The following is a 15335-nucleotide window of genomic DNA, read 5'->3' as shown; positions in this document are numbered from 1 at the left end:
CGGCCTCGGTGGCCCGTTCGATCAGGTCCGGGCGCTCGAAGTACGCCCCGCACTCGGCGAGGGCCGCGACGCCGGACCGGTCCACCGTGAAGGCTGCACGGGAGCACTCGACCGCGGTGGCCGTCTTCGGGACCGGAGAGGACCGCGTCGAGATCCGCCGCACCGACGCCGAGACCGGGAGCTGACGCACCATGAGCGAGGACCTGTGGCCCCCGCACGCCCTGGATGACCCGGAATCTCCGGCTCCGCAGCCCTCCGAACCCTCCGGGGGCGGCGGCGTGACCGTGACGGTGATCATCCCGATCCGCGACGAGTCCGCCCACGTCGCCGAACTACTGGCCCGGCTCACCGCCGCCCTCCCCGCCCACCCGCCCCACGCGGTGCTGTTCGTCGCCGACTCCACCGACGACACCGACGACTCCACCGACCACACCGCCGACTCCGCCGACGACACCGCCGCCATCGAGAAGGCCGGCGCCGACTGCCCCTTCCCCGTCACCGTCCTGCGCCGCACGAGCCCGGACGGCGGGCTCAGCGGCGCCGTCGTCGCCGGGATCGGACGGGCCGCCTCCGACTGGATCGTCGTCATGGACGCCGACCTCCGGCACCCCCCGCACCTGGTTCCCGAACTCGTCGGTGCGGGCGAACGCACGGGCGCCGACCTCGTCGTCGCCTCCCGCCGGCTACCCGGCGGCGGCCGCGCCGGCGGCTACCGCGTCGCCGTCTCCCGGGGCGCCGGCCTGCTGGCCAAGGGCCTCTTCCCGCGCGCCCTGCGCGGCATCGGCGACCCCATGAGCGGCTTCTTCGCGCTGCGCCGCACCGCCGTCACCGCCGCCGCCCCGTGCTCGCTCGGCCCCGGCGTCCTGCTGGAAATCGCCGTCCGCTGCCGTCCCGCGCGCCCCGCCGAGGTGCCGTTCGTATGCGAGGGCCGGTACGCGGGGGAGTCCAAGTCCGCCGTCCGCGAAGGCCTGCGCTTCCTCGCGCACCTGGCCGCCCTGCGCTCGGCGGCCCCCCTCGCCCGGATGATCGGCTTCGGCCTCATCGGACTCTCCGGGTTCGTCCCCAACCTGCTCGCTCTGTGGCTGCTGACCCACGCCGGCACGCACTACCTACCGGCCGAGATCATCGCCAACCAGGCCGGAGTCCTGTGGAACTTCGTCCTCATCGAGCAACTCCTCTTCCGCGACCGTCGGCACCGCCACTGGGCGGACCGGCTGGGCCGGTTCGCCCTCCTCGCCAACGCCGACCTGCTGCTGCGCATCCCGCTGATCGCGCTCTTCGTCGCCAAGCTCGGCCTGGAGGCCCTGCCGGCCACCGCGCTCGCCCTCGCCACCACCTTCGTCCTGCGCTTCGTCGCGACCGAGGCGCTCGTGTACCTGCCGCGCGGCCCCCGCGCGGCGCCCGCCACCAGGAGCTGAGCCGCAACGAGGGGACACCCCGCCCGCCGCACCCGTACGGAGCGACGGGGGCCCGGCCGCGTCACCGCGACCGGGCCCCCGTACGCGCCGCGCGTCAGTGCTGGTACGCCGCCATCGAGATGCCGACGTAGTGGGCGACGAAGGCGGCCAGGGTCAGGGAGTGGAAGACCTCGTGGAAGCCGAAGAAGCGGGGGGAGGGGTTGGGGCGCTTCATGCCGTAGATGACGCCGCCCACGCTGTAGAGCAGTCCGCCGACGATCACCAGGACGAGGACGGCGATCCCGCCGGTCCGCATGAAGTCCGGCAGGAAGAAGACCGCGGCCCAGCCCATCGCGATGTAGCAGGGGGTGTAGAGCCAGCGCGGGGCGCCGACCCAGAAGACGCGGAAGGCTATGCCGGCCGCCGCCGCGATCCACACCGCCCACAGCAGGGTCCGCCCGGTGGACGGCGGCAGCAGCAGGACGGTCAGCGGGGTGTAGGTGCCCGCGATGATCAGGAAGATGTTGGCGTGGTCGAGCCGGCGCAGGATGGCCTCGCCGCGCGGGCCCCACGTACCGCGGTGGTAGACGGCGCTGACGCCGAACAGCAGGCAGGCCGTGAGGATGTACACCCCGCAGGCCACCCGGGCCTCGGTCGTGTCGGTGAAGGTCATCAGCACCAGGCCCGCGACGATCACCGCGGGGAACATGCCCAGGTGCAGCCAACCGCGCAGCAGCGGCTTGGCCTCCAGGACGGACTCGACCGCTTCCATGGCCTCGACCACCGGGGAGGCGTCGACTACCGGGGAGGCCTCGGCGGCCGGGGAGGGCTCGGCGGCCGCGGCGGCGGCGTCAGAATTCATGGCGAACATGCTACCTACGGGTCCGTAGGTTCCCGGTAGCCGTCTTCCCGCGATCTTCGGACGTACGTCTTTACGGAAGATTGACGGGAGTGGCCATGCTCACGTGAGAGGCCCCCTGGACATATGCGCACATCCACCGGATGATCAGATGAGTGCGGTCGGCACCGGATGAGCGGAGCGCGAAGCGTCCGGGTCGCAGCCCCCACGGGGCAAACACCAAACAAACCCCTCAACAAGGAGCAATCGTGGCGCGCGACAACGCGGCTCCCACTTCCGTCCCGACGAACGTCCCCACCCGGCACGAGGCGCTGATCTCGTGGGTGGAGGAGATCGCCGCCCTCACCCAGCCGGACCGCGTCGTCTGGTGCGACGGCTCCGAGGCCGAGTACGAGCGCCTGTGCGAGGAGCTCGTCGCCCAGGGCACGTTCAAGAAGCTCGACGAGACCAAGCGCCCGAACTCGTACTACGCCGCCTCCGACCCCTCCGACGTCGCGCGCGTCGAGGACCGGACCTTCATCTGCTCCGAGAAGGAGGAGGACGCGGGCCCGACCAACCACTGGAAGGCCCCCGCCGAGATGAAGGAACTCTTCATCGGCGCGGAGGACGGCCAGGGCGAGCAGGGCATCTTCCGCGGCTCCATGAAGGGCCGCACGATGTACGTCGTCCCCTTCTGCATGGGCCCCCTCGGCTCCGAGCTCTCCGCGATCGGCGTCGAGATCACCGACTCCGCCTACGTCGCCGTCGCCATGCGCACCATGACCCGCATGGGCAAGGCCGTCCTCGACGAGCTCGGCACCGACGGGTTCTTCGTCAAGGCCGTCCACACCCTCGGCGCTCCGCTCGCCGAGGGCCAGGCGGACGTGCCGTGGCCCTGCAACACCACCAAGTACATCTCGCACTTCCCCGAGACCCGCGAGATCTGGTCCTACGGTTCCGGCTACGGCGGCAACGCCCTGCTCGGCAAGAAGTGCTACGCCCTGCGCATCGCGTCCGTCATGGCCCGCGACGAGGGCTGGCTCGCCGAGCACATGCTGATCCTCAAGCTCACCCCGCCGCAGGGCGAGTCGGCCGGCGCGAAGTACATCGCCGCCGCCTTCCCCTCCGCCTGCGGCAAGACGAACCTCGCCATGCTGGAGCCCACGATCCCCGGCTGGACCGTCGAGACCGTCGGTGACGACATCGCCTGGATGCGCTTCGGCGAGGACGGTCGGCTCTACGCGATCAACCCCGAGGCCGGCTTCTTCGGCGTCGCCCCCGGCACCGGCGAGCACACCAACGCCAACGCCATGAAGACGATGTACGCCAACACCGTCTTCACCAACGTCGCGCTCACCCCGGACGGCTCCGACGTCTGGTGGGAGGGCATGACGGAGGAGGCCCCGGCCGAGCTCATCGACTGGAAGGGCAACCGCTGGACCCCGGAGTCCGACACCCCGGCGGCCCACCCCAACGCCCGCTTCGCCGTCCCCGCCTCGCAGTGCCCGACGATCGCCCCCGAGTGGGAGGACCCCAAGGGCGTCCCGATCTCCGCGATCCTCTTCGGCGGTCGCCGCGCCTCCGCCGTCCCGCTGGTCACCGAGTCCTTCGACTGGAACCACGGCGTCTTCATCGGCTCGAACATCGCCTCCGAGAAGACCGCCGCCGCCGAGGGCAAGGTCGGCGAACTGCGCCGCGACCCCTTCGCCATGCTGCCGTTCTGCGGCTACAACATGGGCGACTACATGGGCCACTGGGTCGACGTCGCCAAGGGCAAGGACCAGTCCAAGCTCCCGAAGATCTACTACGTGAACTGGTTCCGCAAGAACGACGCGGGCAAGTTCGTGTGGCCCGGCTTCGGCGAGAACAGCCGCGTCCTGAAGTGGATCGTCGGCCGCCTCGACGGCACCGCCGACGGCGTCGAGACCCCGATCGGCGTCCTGCCGACCGTGGCCTCCCTCGACACCGACGGCCTCGACCTGCCCGCCGCCGACCTGGAGTTCCTCCTCACGGTCGACAAGGACATCTGGCGCGACGAGGCCGCACTGGTCCCCGAGCACCTGAACACCTACGGCGACCACACCCCCAAGGAACTGTGGGACCAGTACCACGCGCTCGTCGAGCGCCTGGGCTGACCACCCCGCCCCGCCACCGCCGGGGCCCAAGACGTGGGAGCCCCCGACCAAGCGGTTCCCACCGCTGCACACCGACCTGCCTGGTCTGTCAGGAGCGTCCGCGCTCTTCCAGATAGGTCGTGTGCGTCTGCTGACGGCGGGCCTCTGCTTCGCGGAGGTCCGCCGTCAGGCGTTCCGCCTCGTCGAACAGCACCGACAGCTGCCGCTCCAGGTGCCGCTCCGGCGGCTCCCCGCCCGCCGCCAGCCGGGTCCACCACCGGGTCCGGTGGTAGGTGTCCACGCACTCCGGGACGTCCGTGCGGATCGCCCGCGACAGCGCGTGCACCGCCTCCGGATCCACCGCCAGCACTTCGGTGACCCAGCCCGGCGCGAGCAGCGCCGCGTACAGCTCCGTCAGCTCGGACAGCCTCCCCCCGGCCGAGGCCGGCAGCTCCACCTCCGCCAAGTACCCTCGCAGCCGGCCGAAGTCCGCCCGCAGTACGCCCAGTTGCTCCGCCGGGTCCGGGACCGCCGGCAGCGGCACCCGCTCCGGCGGGGCGATCAGCGCGCCCGCCCCGTACAGCCCGGCGACCACCACCGGCCAGTACGGGCCTGCGACCCCGACCAGGGCGAGCACCACCCCGAACACCCCGCAGGCCGAGCCGGCCAGGTTCTTCCTCGACTCCAGATAGCCGAGCGCCCTACTGGTAGCCACGGATCTCCTCGAAGGCTCCGTCGAGCGAGCCGTTGCCGTCGGTCGCGTCGAACAGTCGCCCGCCGGTCAGCTCCGTGATGTGGGTCAGTTCCTTGCGGTCCGAGTCGCCGAACAAGACCGCGAAGACCGGCGTGTGCTTGCGGCCTTCCGGAAGACCGGCGTAGAAGGAGTCGAAATCCTGCACCTTGTCACCGCTCTGCCCGTCCGTCATCAGGACGATCGAGGTGAACGCGTCGGCGTTCCCCTGCCCCAGGTGCTGGTACGCGGCCTTCAGACTGCCGTACACGGCCGTGCCCCCCTCCGGCCGGAGGGACGCCACGTCCCCGCGGATCGCGTCCAGGGAGGCCCCCGGACTCCCGGGCTCGACGACGTGCGTCAACACCTTCTTCACCTTGTCACCGAAGGGCAGCAGCGTCACCTCCTCGCGGTCCCGGAATCTGTGACCCGGCCCCGAACTCCCCGTCCCCGTCAGCTCGGTGAGCGCCGCCTTCAACCGCCCGATCCGGTCCTCCTCCGCCATCGACCCCGAGGTGTCGAGCACGTACACCGTCCGCGACGGCCGCCGCAGCTCGTTCTCGTACGAGGCCAGCAGCCCGTCCGCGACCGCCCGCGAACCGGGGAACGGCAACTCCCGCCGCACCGCGGGGTCCAGACCCGCCGCCGGAGCCACCCCGGCCGCCACCGGCCGCCGCAACGTCCCCGACGTGATCGCCCGCTGCGCGTCGGCGCCCCGCAGGTACTCCGTCAGCGCCCGCCCGGACTCCCGCGCCCCCGCCGGCGCGGAGGTCAGCAGCGTCAGCGGATAGTGCGCCGTGACCACGCCGTCCTTCGGCCGGATCACCGTCAGCGGCTGCTCGGCCCGGTCGTTCATCGACAGCAGCACCGACTCGTAGTTCACCAGCGCGTCCACGTCGTCGCGCTTCGCGTACGCCGTCACCAGCCAGCCCGAGGAACCCGACGTCAGCTTCTGCCCGTTGAAGAACCCCTTCAGCCTCGGCTGCGCCGCGCGCACGTCCTGCTCGGTCAGCGCCGCCTGCGCCCCCGACAGCCCGGAAGCCACCGAGACCAGCGCCGAGAAGCCCGAGTTGGAGCGCACCGGGTCCGTCATCCCGTACGTCAGCTTCCCGGCGGCCACGGCCTCCTCGACCGCCGACCAGGTCACCTCCTCCGGCTTCCACCCCAGCCGGGCCAGGGCCTGCGGCTTCACCCCGATCGCCACCGGCGAGGACATCACCGGTGTCTCGTTGGCGAGCTTCGCGGACGCCTCCGGCCGCAGCCGCAGGTAGTCGTTGGAGGACAGCCAGATCGCGTCGTAGCGCCCGTCGGCCTTCCCCGAAGCGACCTGCTCGACCGCGTCCAGGGTCCCCGACCAGGTGAAGTCCACCGACACCCCGGTCGCCGCCTTCGCCGCCTTCAGGACCGGCTCCATGTCGCTCAGCTCGCTGGAGGCCAACACCCGCAGCCGGCCCTCCTTGTACGCCGTCGGCTTCGACTCCCCGGAACCGCCGGGGCCGCCGGAGGAGTCGTCCGAGGTGCACGCCGAAGCCCCCAGCAGCGTCACGGTGAGCGCGACCGCCACCGCCAGCCGTCCGCGCGGTCGTCCCGTACGCCCGTTCACCGGTCCCCGCCTTCCAGCGCGCTCGTCGTACGGGTGCGGGCCAGGTACGCGGACGCCGACCGCAACTCCCCGGTCAGGGACTCCACCGTCGCCGCCATGTTCTCCGTCGCCCGCACCTTGAAGGAGTCGATGGTGTCGAGGGTCTTGTAGATCTGCGCGAAGGCCGTCCGCAGCGTCTCCGCCCCGACCGCGGGATCGGCGGCGGTCCGCTGGATCTCCCCGCTCCGCGTCGCCAGCATGTCCGCGTTGCCGCGGATCAGGTCCTCGGTCGTCCCGCGCAAGGCGTTGACCTGCTCGGTCACCCGACGCTGGCTGTCCAGGGCCGAGGCCAGCATCACGGCGATCCGCAGCGCCGAGACCGTCGTCGTCGCGACCCGGTCGACACCCTTGATCAGCTCGTCGTTGTTGCGCCGCACCACGTCCATCGCCAGGTAGCCCTGCGCGCACACGGCGAGCTGCGTCAACAGGTCCTGGTGCTTCTGCCGCACGGGGAACAGCACGTCCGCCCGCAGCACGTCCGCCGCCTGCGGATCGGTGTGCCCGGCCTCGGCGATCCGCTGCTCGACGGCCGCGTCCAGGGCCTCGGTGAGGACGGCGTACTCCTGGAGCTTGCCCATCGTCTCCCAGAGCCGGGCCCGCTCCGTGTGCAGGGCCGCGTTGTCGCGGCGCAGCTCGTCCTGACCGCCGCGCAGCGCGCCGACGATCCGGTTGAGGGAGGTCTGCGAGGAGGCGTACCGGGCCACGTGGTCGCGCAGCTTGTTGCCGCCCGGCAACTTGGCGAGCAGCCGGCGGGCCCCCTTGAGGGGCGCGTCCCGCGGACCGAGGTCCTCCACGGTGCGGCGCAGCTCGACGAGCGAGGAGGCGACGCGGGCCTGGGCGTCGCCCTCGCCGTCCCGGCCGAGTGAGCGCACGGCCCGCTCCAGCATCCGGTTCGACTGCTGGGCGGCGCTGCGGACGTCGGCGGAACCGAGCCCGGCGATCTCGCCGATCCGCCCCGCGAACTCGGGGGAGCGGGCGTCGATCGCGGCGAGCGAGTCGACGTACTCCGAGGCCCGGCGGGCCATCTCCTCGCGCACCCCGTCCCGCACCGGGACGAGGCCGGTCGCCTGCTCCCGGCGGACGGGGGCGACGGGCTCGGGTGCGGTGAGGACGAGCGGCGCTTCGTCGCCGCCGGAGGGTGGTGTCGGTGTCACGGTGTGTCCCCCTGTCCCTTGGCACGGGCGGCCAGCGCCATCAGGACCTCGACGGTCGGTGCGCCGACCTGCCGGATGCCGGTCAGCCCCGGGTTGAGGTGGCCGGAGTGCGGCGCGGTCGCGGCGGTGAACTCGGCGACGCCCTCCTGCGGGCGGAACCCGTGGCGCACGGCCAGCTCGCGCAGCTTCGGGTCGTCGACCAGGAGCGCCCCGAGGTCCTTGGCCGCCTCGGTGATCGGTACGAAGGTGTGCGGGGAGTTGACGGTGGTGTCCGGGTAGAGGACGACCATGTCGGCGGCGTTGCCCACGGCCTGCTTCTGCAGCATGAGCGAGGCGACCTGGGACTCGTACGCCAGGATCAGCGGCTCCCCGCTGCCACTGATGAACGCCCGGAACGGGTCGTCGGTGCTCTGCTCCAGGGCGCCCTGCACGGAGATCAACTTCCGCATCAGCGGGGCGGTCCGGGCGATGCCCGCGTCGTCGGCGACGACGGTGTTGCCGTTGGCCACGTTGGAGGCGGCGGCGATGAACAGCGCGCCCGAGTTCGAGGTGGCCGGGTCGGTGGTCCTGATGAACACCGTCCCGGTCAGCTCGGCGTGGGCGGCGGACCCGGACAACTGCTGCCAGCTCCGGTCCTCGCCGGCGGCCTTCAGGTAGGGGCCCATCAGGAGGGTGCCGGAGTTCTTCCCGGTCATCCGTGCCAGCCCGTTGTCGGACAGCACCTTGGCCACGTTGGCGCGGGCGATGACGACGAGCGGGGAGAAGAACGGCTTGCTGGTCTGCGCGCCCTTGACGCCGGCCGCCGCCTCGATCCCCTGTGCGGGTTCACTGCTGCCGGGGAAGGCGAAGTCGAATTCCTTGAGGGCCAGTTGGTCCATGGCCCAGGAGCCCGAGGTCTCGGTCTTCACGGTGTAGCCCTTGTCGGCAAGGGCCTTGACGACGTCCGGATCGCGGAAGAAGTCGGACTTCTCGGATCCGATGACGCCACGCACGGTCTTCGTTGCCGTGCCCTCTGCTGTGCGGCCCCCGATGGCGATGACGGCGATCACGCCGCCGATCAGGAGGACCGCCAGAGCGATTCCCAGGATGCGTCTCACGGGTGCAGCGTGCTCGCGGAAACCCACGTTCCGCGCCGCGTTGAGTGAACGTCAGGTGTCCAGGCGGTCCCACTTCGAAATGCTGTGTGGGCCCGTGGGTGCTGGTGGGCGGGGCGGCCGGCCGGGAGGATCGTTCCATGGGCGTGACGGCATTGAAGTGGCAGGGCTGGCTCGTCGGCCTGGTGGGGCTGGCCGGACTGCTGGTGTTCGCCCCGCTGGGGCTCTACGTGTGGGCCAGCGGCGGGGACCGCGCCGCCGCGCCCCCGCCGGGCCCGGCGGCCCAGGACGTACGGGTCACCGGGTGCCGCGTCGATCCGGCGAGCCGGCGCGTGGTGGGCGTGGTCGAGGTGACGGCCCGCCGGGACGCCGGCGCGGGCGGCTACGTCGTCACGGTCGAGTTCCGCGACCGGGAGGAGCCCGGCGGCCGCGCGGCCCAGGCCCTGGTCAAGATCCCCGGCGTCGCCCCGGGCGCGACGGAGAGCGGCGAAGCCCTCGGCCCGGTCTGGCCCCCGGCCACGACCCCCTGGTGCGGCGTGGCCTCGACGCAACCCATCCCCCCGCCGACCCCGCTGCCCCCGATCCCGGGCGGGTAGCGGGGCGGGGGAGCGGGTCTTCGTTCGTGGCACCCGGTCCGGGGCCCCGCTAGGTCCTTTCGGATCCTGCCCGACCCGCGTCGTCCTCCGTGGTGGGGGCTCTGCCCGGAACCCGCGCGCACCCGGGCCCTGCGGCGGCTTGGGACATATTCCGCCTCCCGTTCGACTCCTGCCGCTGCCGAGGCCGCAAGATCATCGGTATGGACAGCCAGACCTTGCACATCGACATCCGGGCCCTGACCGACCGCGCCAAGGTCACCGACCTGTTCGACCGCTACCTGCGTTCCCTCGACGAACGGAAGTTCGACGGGGCGTGGGCCGAATCGTTGTTCACCGAGGACGCGAGCACCGAGACCCCCGCGGGACTCGTGCGCGGGCGGGACGCCGTCCTTGAGAACGTGCGCACCGCGATGCGCCTCTTCGACCGGACCGTGCACTTCGGGACCAACTACGTCATCGAGGTGGACGCCGACCGAGCGAACCTGCGCGGGAACCAGCTCAGCACCCATGCGCTCGCCGGTGACGGCGGCCTGTTCCTCTCCGGTGGCCGCACGGACAACGAGCTGGTGCGGACCTCCGCGCACCCGCCTCCTGCGCAAGGACCCGGGCAAGACCACCCTCTACCTCGGCTCCACCGAGCTGACCCTGAGCACCGGGCCCAACACCGTCTCCGGAACTCGCTACTACGCGACCCCCGGCGGCACCACCATCGTCCGCACAGCGGCCGGCAGCATCTCGTACGTCGCCGCCGACCACCACAACACCGGCACCACCGCCGTGGACGCCGCCACCCTCCAGGTCCAGCGCCGCGCCACCAAGCCCTTCGGCGAGGAGCGCGGAGCGGCCCCGTCCGCCTGGCCCGGAGAACGCGGATTCGTCGGCGGCACCCAGGACCGGGCCACGAGCCTCACCCACCTCGGAGCGCGCGAGTACGACCCCGTACTCGGGCGCTTCCTCTCGGTGGACCCGCTGATGACGGTCGACGACCCGCGCCAGCACAACGGCTACCAGTACGGCAACAACAGCCCGCTGACGGAAACGGACCCGACGGGCGAAGCCCTCGAAGAATGCCGCAGCGGGATGTACACCTGCACCAACGGCGGTACCAAGCCCACCGGGTACGGCACCAACTACGAACGGGAGCTCTCCAGGAGCGGCGGCACGCCGGCACCCGATACGTCAGGCAGAAGAGCCGCGCCAAGACCGCCTGCCGCCACGACCCCGACTGCAGGTCCTCCCGCAGCTACGGGACCTCGTACAGCGCCCCGAAGAAGGTGGCGAAGAAGCCCGAGAAGAAGAGTGTCTTCAAGAGTCTGGCGGCGGGTGAGTTCCGAGGCGCGTGGAAGACGGCCACATCCAACCGGAAGCTCACGCAACTCGCCGCGGGCATAGGCGTGGGGATCGTCGCCGGTCTGGTGGCCGTCGCCGCATGTGCCGCAACAGCCGGAATCGCGTGTGTCGTCATAGCCGGAGCCACCGTAGGAGCATTGATCGGAACACCCACGTTCCTCGCGATCGACAAGGCCTACGGTCACGAGACGACAGGGCCCCAGGCCGTCGGCTACCTGGGCAGGAACGCCGCAGGTGGTGCGTTCCAAGGAGTGTTCAGGCTCAAGACCTCCATGTCACCGCTCCAGTACGGCGTGGCCAAGGCCAAGCCCGGCGTCCAGCGGGGCTGGTCCGCTGCCGCGGGCGCGGTCGGCCGGGGTTGGACGGCGGCGCGCGAAATGATTTCCTCGCGGCCGGCACCCAACGCACCGAATCCCGGGCCTGCCCGGAACGGCAACGGTGCCGGAGACTCGGATGACCGTTAGCAAGGGCCCGGCCGCATCATGAGTGAGGGATGAGCCGGTCCACACAACGATCGGCCCGGAGTTCGCGCGCTGCGAGGCGTACGGCTCCGGGCCGATGTCACAGGAGGTGCCGATGGACGTTCAGTTCGTTCCTAAGCTTTTGATGTCGCGGACGAGGTGGGTGAGCCCCGTCTCGGACGGCAGCGAGTGCCTGACGGCGGTCACACCGCTCGGGCTGCTGTCGCTCCGCCGCCACCGTTCGGACGTGCCGTCCGTCGGCTCGGCGGTGGGAGGCGTACTCGAAGACTGGAAGATCTCGCTCGATGGTCAGGCCCTGGCAGAAATACGTGGCGTCGCCCCGCCGGGACATCCCATGAGGATGCAGGTGAGGGGCGGGGTCACCGGGCACATCACCGGGGACGCCGTCGACATCTCGGCGCTGCGGACGCTCAGACGGCAGCACCGGTACGTCGCGTTCGCCTCGGCGGAAAGGACCGTCGAATTCCGGGGGAGGCCACAGCGGGTACGGGTCCACGAGCGCGGCGGAACCGTTCTGGCGGAGAAGAACGGGGTGGTGTGGAAGCTGCCGGCAGACGATCTCAGGACCTTCGCCGCGACCTCGCTGTTCGAGCTGGCGGGTCTGGACAGCTTCCTGGTGAACCCGGTGCTCGCCGTGCTCTGAGCGGGGTCAGCCAAGTTCGTGGCACCCGGTCCGGAGCCTCCGCGGCCCCGGACCGGGGCCGTCAGTGGGCGCCGGCCAGGTCGACGGAGTCGAGGGCGGCGGCGTGCGCGTCCATCCGCTGGGCGGCGAGGATCGCGGCGGTGGTGTCGGCGCGGGACGCGGCGACGAGCAGGGCGCGGGCGGCGAGGTCATGGGCCCGGCGGTGCAGCGCGAGGGCGTCCCCGGGGGCGCCGTGCGCGGCCCGGGTGGGCCGGGACCCGCGCAGGCGCGCCACCTGGTCGGCGATGCGCGTACCGCTCTCGTCCAGGCCGAGTTCGTCGGTGACGGCGAGCAGCGCGGAGAGGTGGCCGGCCAGCTGCGTGTCGAGGGCTTCGCCCCGGCTGCTGTGCGGATAGTCGGACCGGTTGCCGCCCATGCGGTGGACGACCGGCTTCGTGCGGATCGGCTCGTACATGAGGAGGCCTCCTGCGTGGTCAGGAGACCATCCTACATTGGATCCGTTCTAAAGTTGAGCTGAATCCGGGATCAGTCCGGAGGGGGTGGCTACGGCTGGCCGTAACCGTCCAGGAAGCTGCCGATCCGGGTCACCGCGTCCGCCAGGTCCTTCGCGTTCGGCAGCGTCACGATCCGGAAGTGGTCGGGCTCGGGCCAGTTGAAGCCCGTACCGTGCACGACCATGATCTTCTCGGCCCGGAGCAGGTCCAGGACCATCTGCCGGTCGTCCTTGATCTTGTAGACGGACGGGTCCAGCTTCGGGAACGCGTACAGCGCGCCCTTGGGCTTCACGCAGGTCACACCCGGGATCCGGGTGAGCAGGTCGTAGGCGACGTTGCGCTGTTCCAGGATCCGCCCGCCCGGCAGGACCAGGTCCTCGATCGACTGCCGGCCGCCGAGGGCGGTGGCCACGGCGTGCTGCGACGGCATGTTCGCGCACAGGCGCATGTTCGCGAGGATCGTGAGGCCCTCGATGTACGAGGACGCGTGCTTCTTGGGCCCGCAGACCGCCAGCCAGCCGGACCGGAAGCCGGCGACGCGGTAGTTCTTCGACAGCCCGTTGAAGGTGAGGGTGAGGAGGTCGGGCGCGATCGCGGCCGTGTTCGTGTGGGTGACGCCGTCGTAGAGGATGCGGTCGTAGATCTCGTCCGAGCAGACGACCAGGTCGTGGCGGCGCGCGATGTCCGTCAGCCCGCGCAGCATCTCGTCGTCGTAGACGGCGCCGGTCGGGTTGTTCGGATTGATGATCACGATCGCCCGGGTGCGGTCGGTGATCTTGCGCTCGATGTCGGCGAGGTCGGGCATCCAGTCGGCCTGCTCGTCGCACCGGTAGTGCACGGCCGTACCGCCGGCCAGCGAGACGGAGGCGGTCCACAGCGGATAGTCCGGCGCGGGAACCAGCACCTCGTCGCCGTCGTCGAGCAGTGCCTGCATCGACATCTGGATCAGCTCGGAGACGCCATTGCCGAGGTAGATGTCCTCGACGTCCAGCTCGATGCCCTTGGTCTGGTAGTGCTGCATGACCGCGCGGCGCGCGGAGAGCAGCCCCTTCGCGTCCCCGTAACCGTGGGCGGTGCCCAGGTTGCGGAGCATGTCCTCAAGGATCTCCGGCGGGCACTCGAACCCGAAGGCCGCGGGGTTGCCGGTGTTCAGCTTGAGGATGCGATGACCTGCCGCTTCGAGCCGCATCGCCTCTTCGAGGACGGGTCCGCGGATCTCGTAGCAGACATTGGCGAGTTTCGTTGACTGGATCACCTGCATGACGGGAGCTTACGGGGCCCCGCGCCACGCCGCTCGACCTTTCGAGCCGGATTCCCGGGAGGCAATTGTCCCGTTTCGCGCGATGGGAGGCCGCTGCCGCCGTCCCCCTTGGAATAGGCGACCGACCGCGGGGTCCGGCCTGCGGAATGGAAGGAGAGGGGAGGAGGGTCGAGGCGGGGGTGTTGCGCTCGTCACCTTGGGGGTGGGGCGGGGGCTGCCCGGCTCGGCATGCGGGCACGCCTGAGGGCCTGCGGCCGGACCGCGGGCGCGGCCACGGGCCCTACCCGCCCGTCAGGGTGACCGGATCGACGTGGATTGCGGGTGGGCGGGCGCACGGGCCGGATCATCGCGGGGCGACCCTCCTGAGCAGGGGAAACGGGATGTGCGGGTGCGTGGGGGAAGGGGCTGCTCTAGCGTCGATTACAGGAGGGGGGAGTCCTGCCGAGCCGGATCCGGCACCTCCAGGTCCCGGGCCGCTCAACGATCCCGGAGAGCAGGTGCGTCCATGCGCACGTCCACCCGTATCGCAGGTGTCCTCAGCGGCCTGGCCCTCGCAGTCGGCGGCGTGGCCTTCACGGCCCCCGCCGCCCACGCGGACGTCACGGCCTGCATCAACCAGGTCGAGCGGGAGCTACAGGGCGGCGAGGCCCCCGACTCCATTCGCATGGCGTGTTACGTCGGCCTGACCGGCGACCACGCGAAGTGTGTGACCGACCTGACCGGCAGCCGCGTGACCAACGGAACCGCCGTGACCGCCTGCCGAGTGGCCGCCGACTAGGCGGCCCGTCACCCTTCAGCGCGTGCACGCACGGAGGACGGCCCACGACGACCGTCGGACGCGGAACCGAGGAGGGGGAGGGGTCCCGGATCGAGCCGTTGATCACCGGTGAACTGTGCGCCCGCGCCATCGAGGTGACACTTCATGACCATGACGCTTGACCTCAACCAGGCTTGAGGTCGGAGGATTTGGTCATGACCACGGAATCCACGTCGCAGGCGACGGACATCGAAGCCATTCACCGACTCGTCGCGACCGTCGAGCGCTCCCAGCGGAACAAGGACCCCGAGGAGTTCCTCTCCCTCTTCCACCCGGACGTGATCTGGACGACCGCGCACGGCAGGATCCTGCTCGGCTTCGACGCCGTCGCGGAGTTCACCCGCAAGGTCCTTCCCGAGGCGACCTGGGACGGGGAGGTCAGCTACGAGGTCGCCCACGTGCTGTTCATCCGGCCGGACGTGGCGGCCGTCAAGGTCAGTCAGATCTACCGGTCGCCGGCCGGGGAGACCAGGGGCGCCCCGCTGTACGTGGTCTCGAAGCAGGACGACGGCCGCTGGCTGCTGACCGCCTGCCAGAACACGGGTGTCGTCGCCGACTAGCCCCTCACGGCGGTGGTGGCGTTCATCGAGGCGGACAACGTGGGCCCCGGCCGAGGCGGGGCCCGAACGGGTGGTGGTGCGGAGCCACGCCGGGCCGGGCGGTGGAGACGGATCGATTCGCCGCCCCCGAAGCCTCCTAGGGTCGGGCCGCAGCACCACCCCT

General features: G+C 71.2%; 15 protein-coding genes and 1 pseudogene. 8 read left to right on the top strand and 8 right to left on the bottom strand.

Annotated features, from left to right (window positions below; genetic code table 11):
* Positions 1-193: hypothetical protein (locus AB0D46_RS27980; protein WP_362881421.1), on the bottom strand; the 193-nt coding region annotated here is incomplete at its 3' end.
* Between AB0D46_RS27980 and AB0D46_RS27975 the strand changes: the two genes are divergently transcribed.
* Complete coding sequence (locus tag AB0D46_RS27975; RefSeq protein WP_362881419.1) at positions 192-1418, top strand: glycosyltransferase; 1227 nt, start codon at positions 192-194, stop codon at positions 1416-1418. The genes AB0D46_RS27980 and AB0D46_RS27975 overlap by 2 nt on opposite strands.
* Positions 1419-1512: 94 nt before the next feature.
* Here AB0D46_RS27975 and AB0D46_RS27970 read toward each other — a convergent pair whose 3' ends face one another.
* Positions 1513-2169 (bottom strand): hemolysin III family protein, encoded by a 657-nt coding sequence (locus tag AB0D46_RS27970; protein WP_362881428.1) that lies wholly within the window; start codon positions 2167-2169, stop codon positions 1513-1515.
* A gap of 335 nt (positions 2170-2504) precedes the next feature.
* On the opposite strand from AB0D46_RS27970, the gene AB0D46_RS27965 reads away from it, so the two are divergent.
* Positions 2505-4370: a phosphoenolpyruvate carboxykinase (GTP) gene (locus AB0D46_RS27965; protein ID WP_362881417.1), complete on the top strand. Its 1866-nt coding sequence runs from the start codon at positions 2505-2507 to the stop codon at positions 4368-4370.
* An 88-nt stretch (positions 4371-4458) separates the two neighbouring features.
* Here the strand turns inward: AB0D46_RS27965 and AB0D46_RS27960 are convergent, their stop codons facing one another.
* Genes AB0D46_RS27960 through AB0D46_RS27945 form a run of 4 tightly spaced genes read right to left on the bottom strand, consistent with a single transcriptional unit; the run spans position 4459 to position 8972 of the window.
* Complete coding sequence (locus AB0D46_RS27960) at positions 4459-5064, bottom strand: hypothetical protein (protein ID WP_362881415.1); 606 nt, start codon at positions 5062-5064, stop codon at positions 4459-4461.
* Positions 5051-6682: a VWA domain-containing protein gene (locus AB0D46_RS27955; RefSeq protein ID WP_362881413.1), complete on the bottom strand. Its 1632-nt coding sequence runs from the start codon at positions 6680-6682 to the stop codon at positions 5051-5053. The genes AB0D46_RS27960 and AB0D46_RS27955 overlap by 14 nt, the downstream gene beginning before the upstream one ends.
* Positions 6679-7875: a toxic anion resistance protein gene (locus AB0D46_RS27950; protein ID WP_362881412.1), complete on the bottom strand. Its 1197-nt coding sequence runs from the start codon at positions 7873-7875 to the stop codon at positions 6679-6681. The genes AB0D46_RS27955 and AB0D46_RS27950 overlap by 4 nt, the downstream gene beginning before the upstream one ends.
* Positions 7872-8972, bottom strand: a complete 1101-nt coding sequence (locus AB0D46_RS27945; protein WP_362881410.1) for a hypothetical protein — start codon at positions 8970-8972, stop codon at positions 7872-7874. Before AB0D46_RS27945 ends, AB0D46_RS27950 begins: the two co-directional genes overlap by 4 nt.
* Positions 8973-9109: 137 nt before the next feature.
* On the opposite strand from AB0D46_RS27945, the gene AB0D46_RS27940 reads away from it, so the two are divergent.
* From AB0D46_RS27940 to AB0D46_RS27925, 4 genes and pseudogenes are all read left to right on the top strand, one after another.
* Positions 9110-9565 (top strand): hypothetical protein, encoded by a 456-nt coding sequence (locus AB0D46_RS27940; RefSeq protein WP_362881408.1) that lies wholly within the window; start codon positions 9110-9112, stop codon positions 9563-9565.
* A gap of 200 nt (positions 9566-9765) precedes the next feature.
* Positions 9766-10083 (top strand): annotated as a pseudogene (locus AB0D46_RS27935) (nuclear transport factor 2 family protein); the annotation flags it as partial.
* A 25-nt stretch (positions 10084-10108) separates the two neighbouring features.
* The gene (locus tag AB0D46_RS27930) at positions 10109-10957 is read left to right on the top strand and encodes an RHS repeat-associated core domain-containing protein (RefSeq protein ID WP_362881406.1); all 849 of its coding nucleotides are present in this window, start codon (positions 10109-10111) and stop codon (positions 10955-10957) included.
* 534 nt (positions 10958-11491) lie between these two features.
* Positions 11492-12040: a hypothetical protein gene (locus AB0D46_RS27925; RefSeq protein ID WP_362881404.1), complete on the top strand. Its 549-nt coding sequence runs from the start codon at positions 11492-11494 to the stop codon at positions 12038-12040.
* Between the two features lie 61 nt (positions 12041-12101).
* Here AB0D46_RS27925 and AB0D46_RS27920 read toward each other — a convergent pair whose 3' ends face one another.
* Both AB0D46_RS27920 and AB0D46_RS27915 read right to left on the bottom strand, forming a co-directional pair.
* Positions 12102-12494, bottom strand: a complete 393-nt coding sequence (locus tag AB0D46_RS27920) for a hypothetical protein (RefSeq protein WP_362881403.1) — start codon at positions 12492-12494, stop codon at positions 12102-12104.
* Between the two features lie 89 nt (positions 12495-12583).
* Positions 12584-13795: a pyridoxal phosphate-dependent aminotransferase gene (locus AB0D46_RS27915; protein WP_362881401.1), complete on the bottom strand. Its 1212-nt coding sequence runs from the start codon at positions 13793-13795 to the stop codon at positions 12584-12586.
* Positions 13796-14300: 505 nt separating this feature from the next.
* Here AB0D46_RS27915 and AB0D46_RS27910 point away from each other — a divergent pair.
* Complete coding sequence (locus AB0D46_RS27910) at positions 14301-14573, top strand: hypothetical protein (RefSeq protein WP_362881399.1); 273 nt, start codon at positions 14301-14303, stop codon at positions 14571-14573.
* A 194-nt stretch (positions 14574-14767) separates the two neighbouring features.
* A complete protein-coding gene (locus tag AB0D46_RS27905; RefSeq protein WP_362881398.1) occupies positions 14768-15172 on the top strand; it encodes an SgcJ/EcaC family oxidoreductase in 405 nt (134 codons plus the stop codon).
* Positions 15173-15335: the final 163 nt, after the last annotated feature.

It is taken from the genome of Streptomyces sp. NPDC048383, from assembly GCF_040651775.1.
Taxonomy (GTDB): domain Bacteria; phylum Actinomycetota; class Actinomycetes; order Streptomycetales; family Streptomycetaceae; genus Streptomyces.
This window is presented reverse-complemented; position numbering and strand designations above follow the sequence as displayed.

Coding starts and splice junctions, on each gene's coding strand:
- AB0D46_RS27910 (WP_362881399.1), top strand. CDS start 14,301: ATGCGCACGTCCACCCGTATCGCAGGTGTCCTCAGCGGCCTGGCCCTC.
- AB0D46_RS27915 (WP_362881401.1), bottom strand. CDS start 13,795: ATGCAGGTGATCCAGTCAACGAAACTCGCCAATGTCTGCTACGAGATC.
- AB0D46_RS27940 (WP_362881408.1), top strand. CDS start 9,110: ATGGGCGTGACGGCATTGAAGTGGCAGGGCTGGCTCGTCGGCCTGGTG.
- AB0D46_RS27925 (WP_362881404.1), top strand. CDS start 11,492: ATGGACGTTCAGTTCGTTCCTAAGCTTTTGATGTCGCGGACGAGGTGG.
- AB0D46_RS27920 (WP_362881403.1), bottom strand. CDS start 12,494: ATGTACGAGCCGATCCGCACGAAGCCGGTCGTCCACCGCATGGGCGGC.
- AB0D46_RS27970 (WP_362881428.1), bottom strand. CDS start 2,169: ATGGAAGCGGTCGAGTCCGTCCTGGAGGCCAAGCCGCTGCTGCGCGGT.
- AB0D46_RS27975 (WP_362881419.1), top strand. CDS start 192: ATGAGCGAGGACCTGTGGCCCCCGCACGCCCTGGATGACCCGGAATCT.
- AB0D46_RS27905 (WP_362881398.1), top strand. CDS start 14,768: ATGACCACGGAATCCACGTCGCAGGCGACGGACATCGAAGCCATTCAC.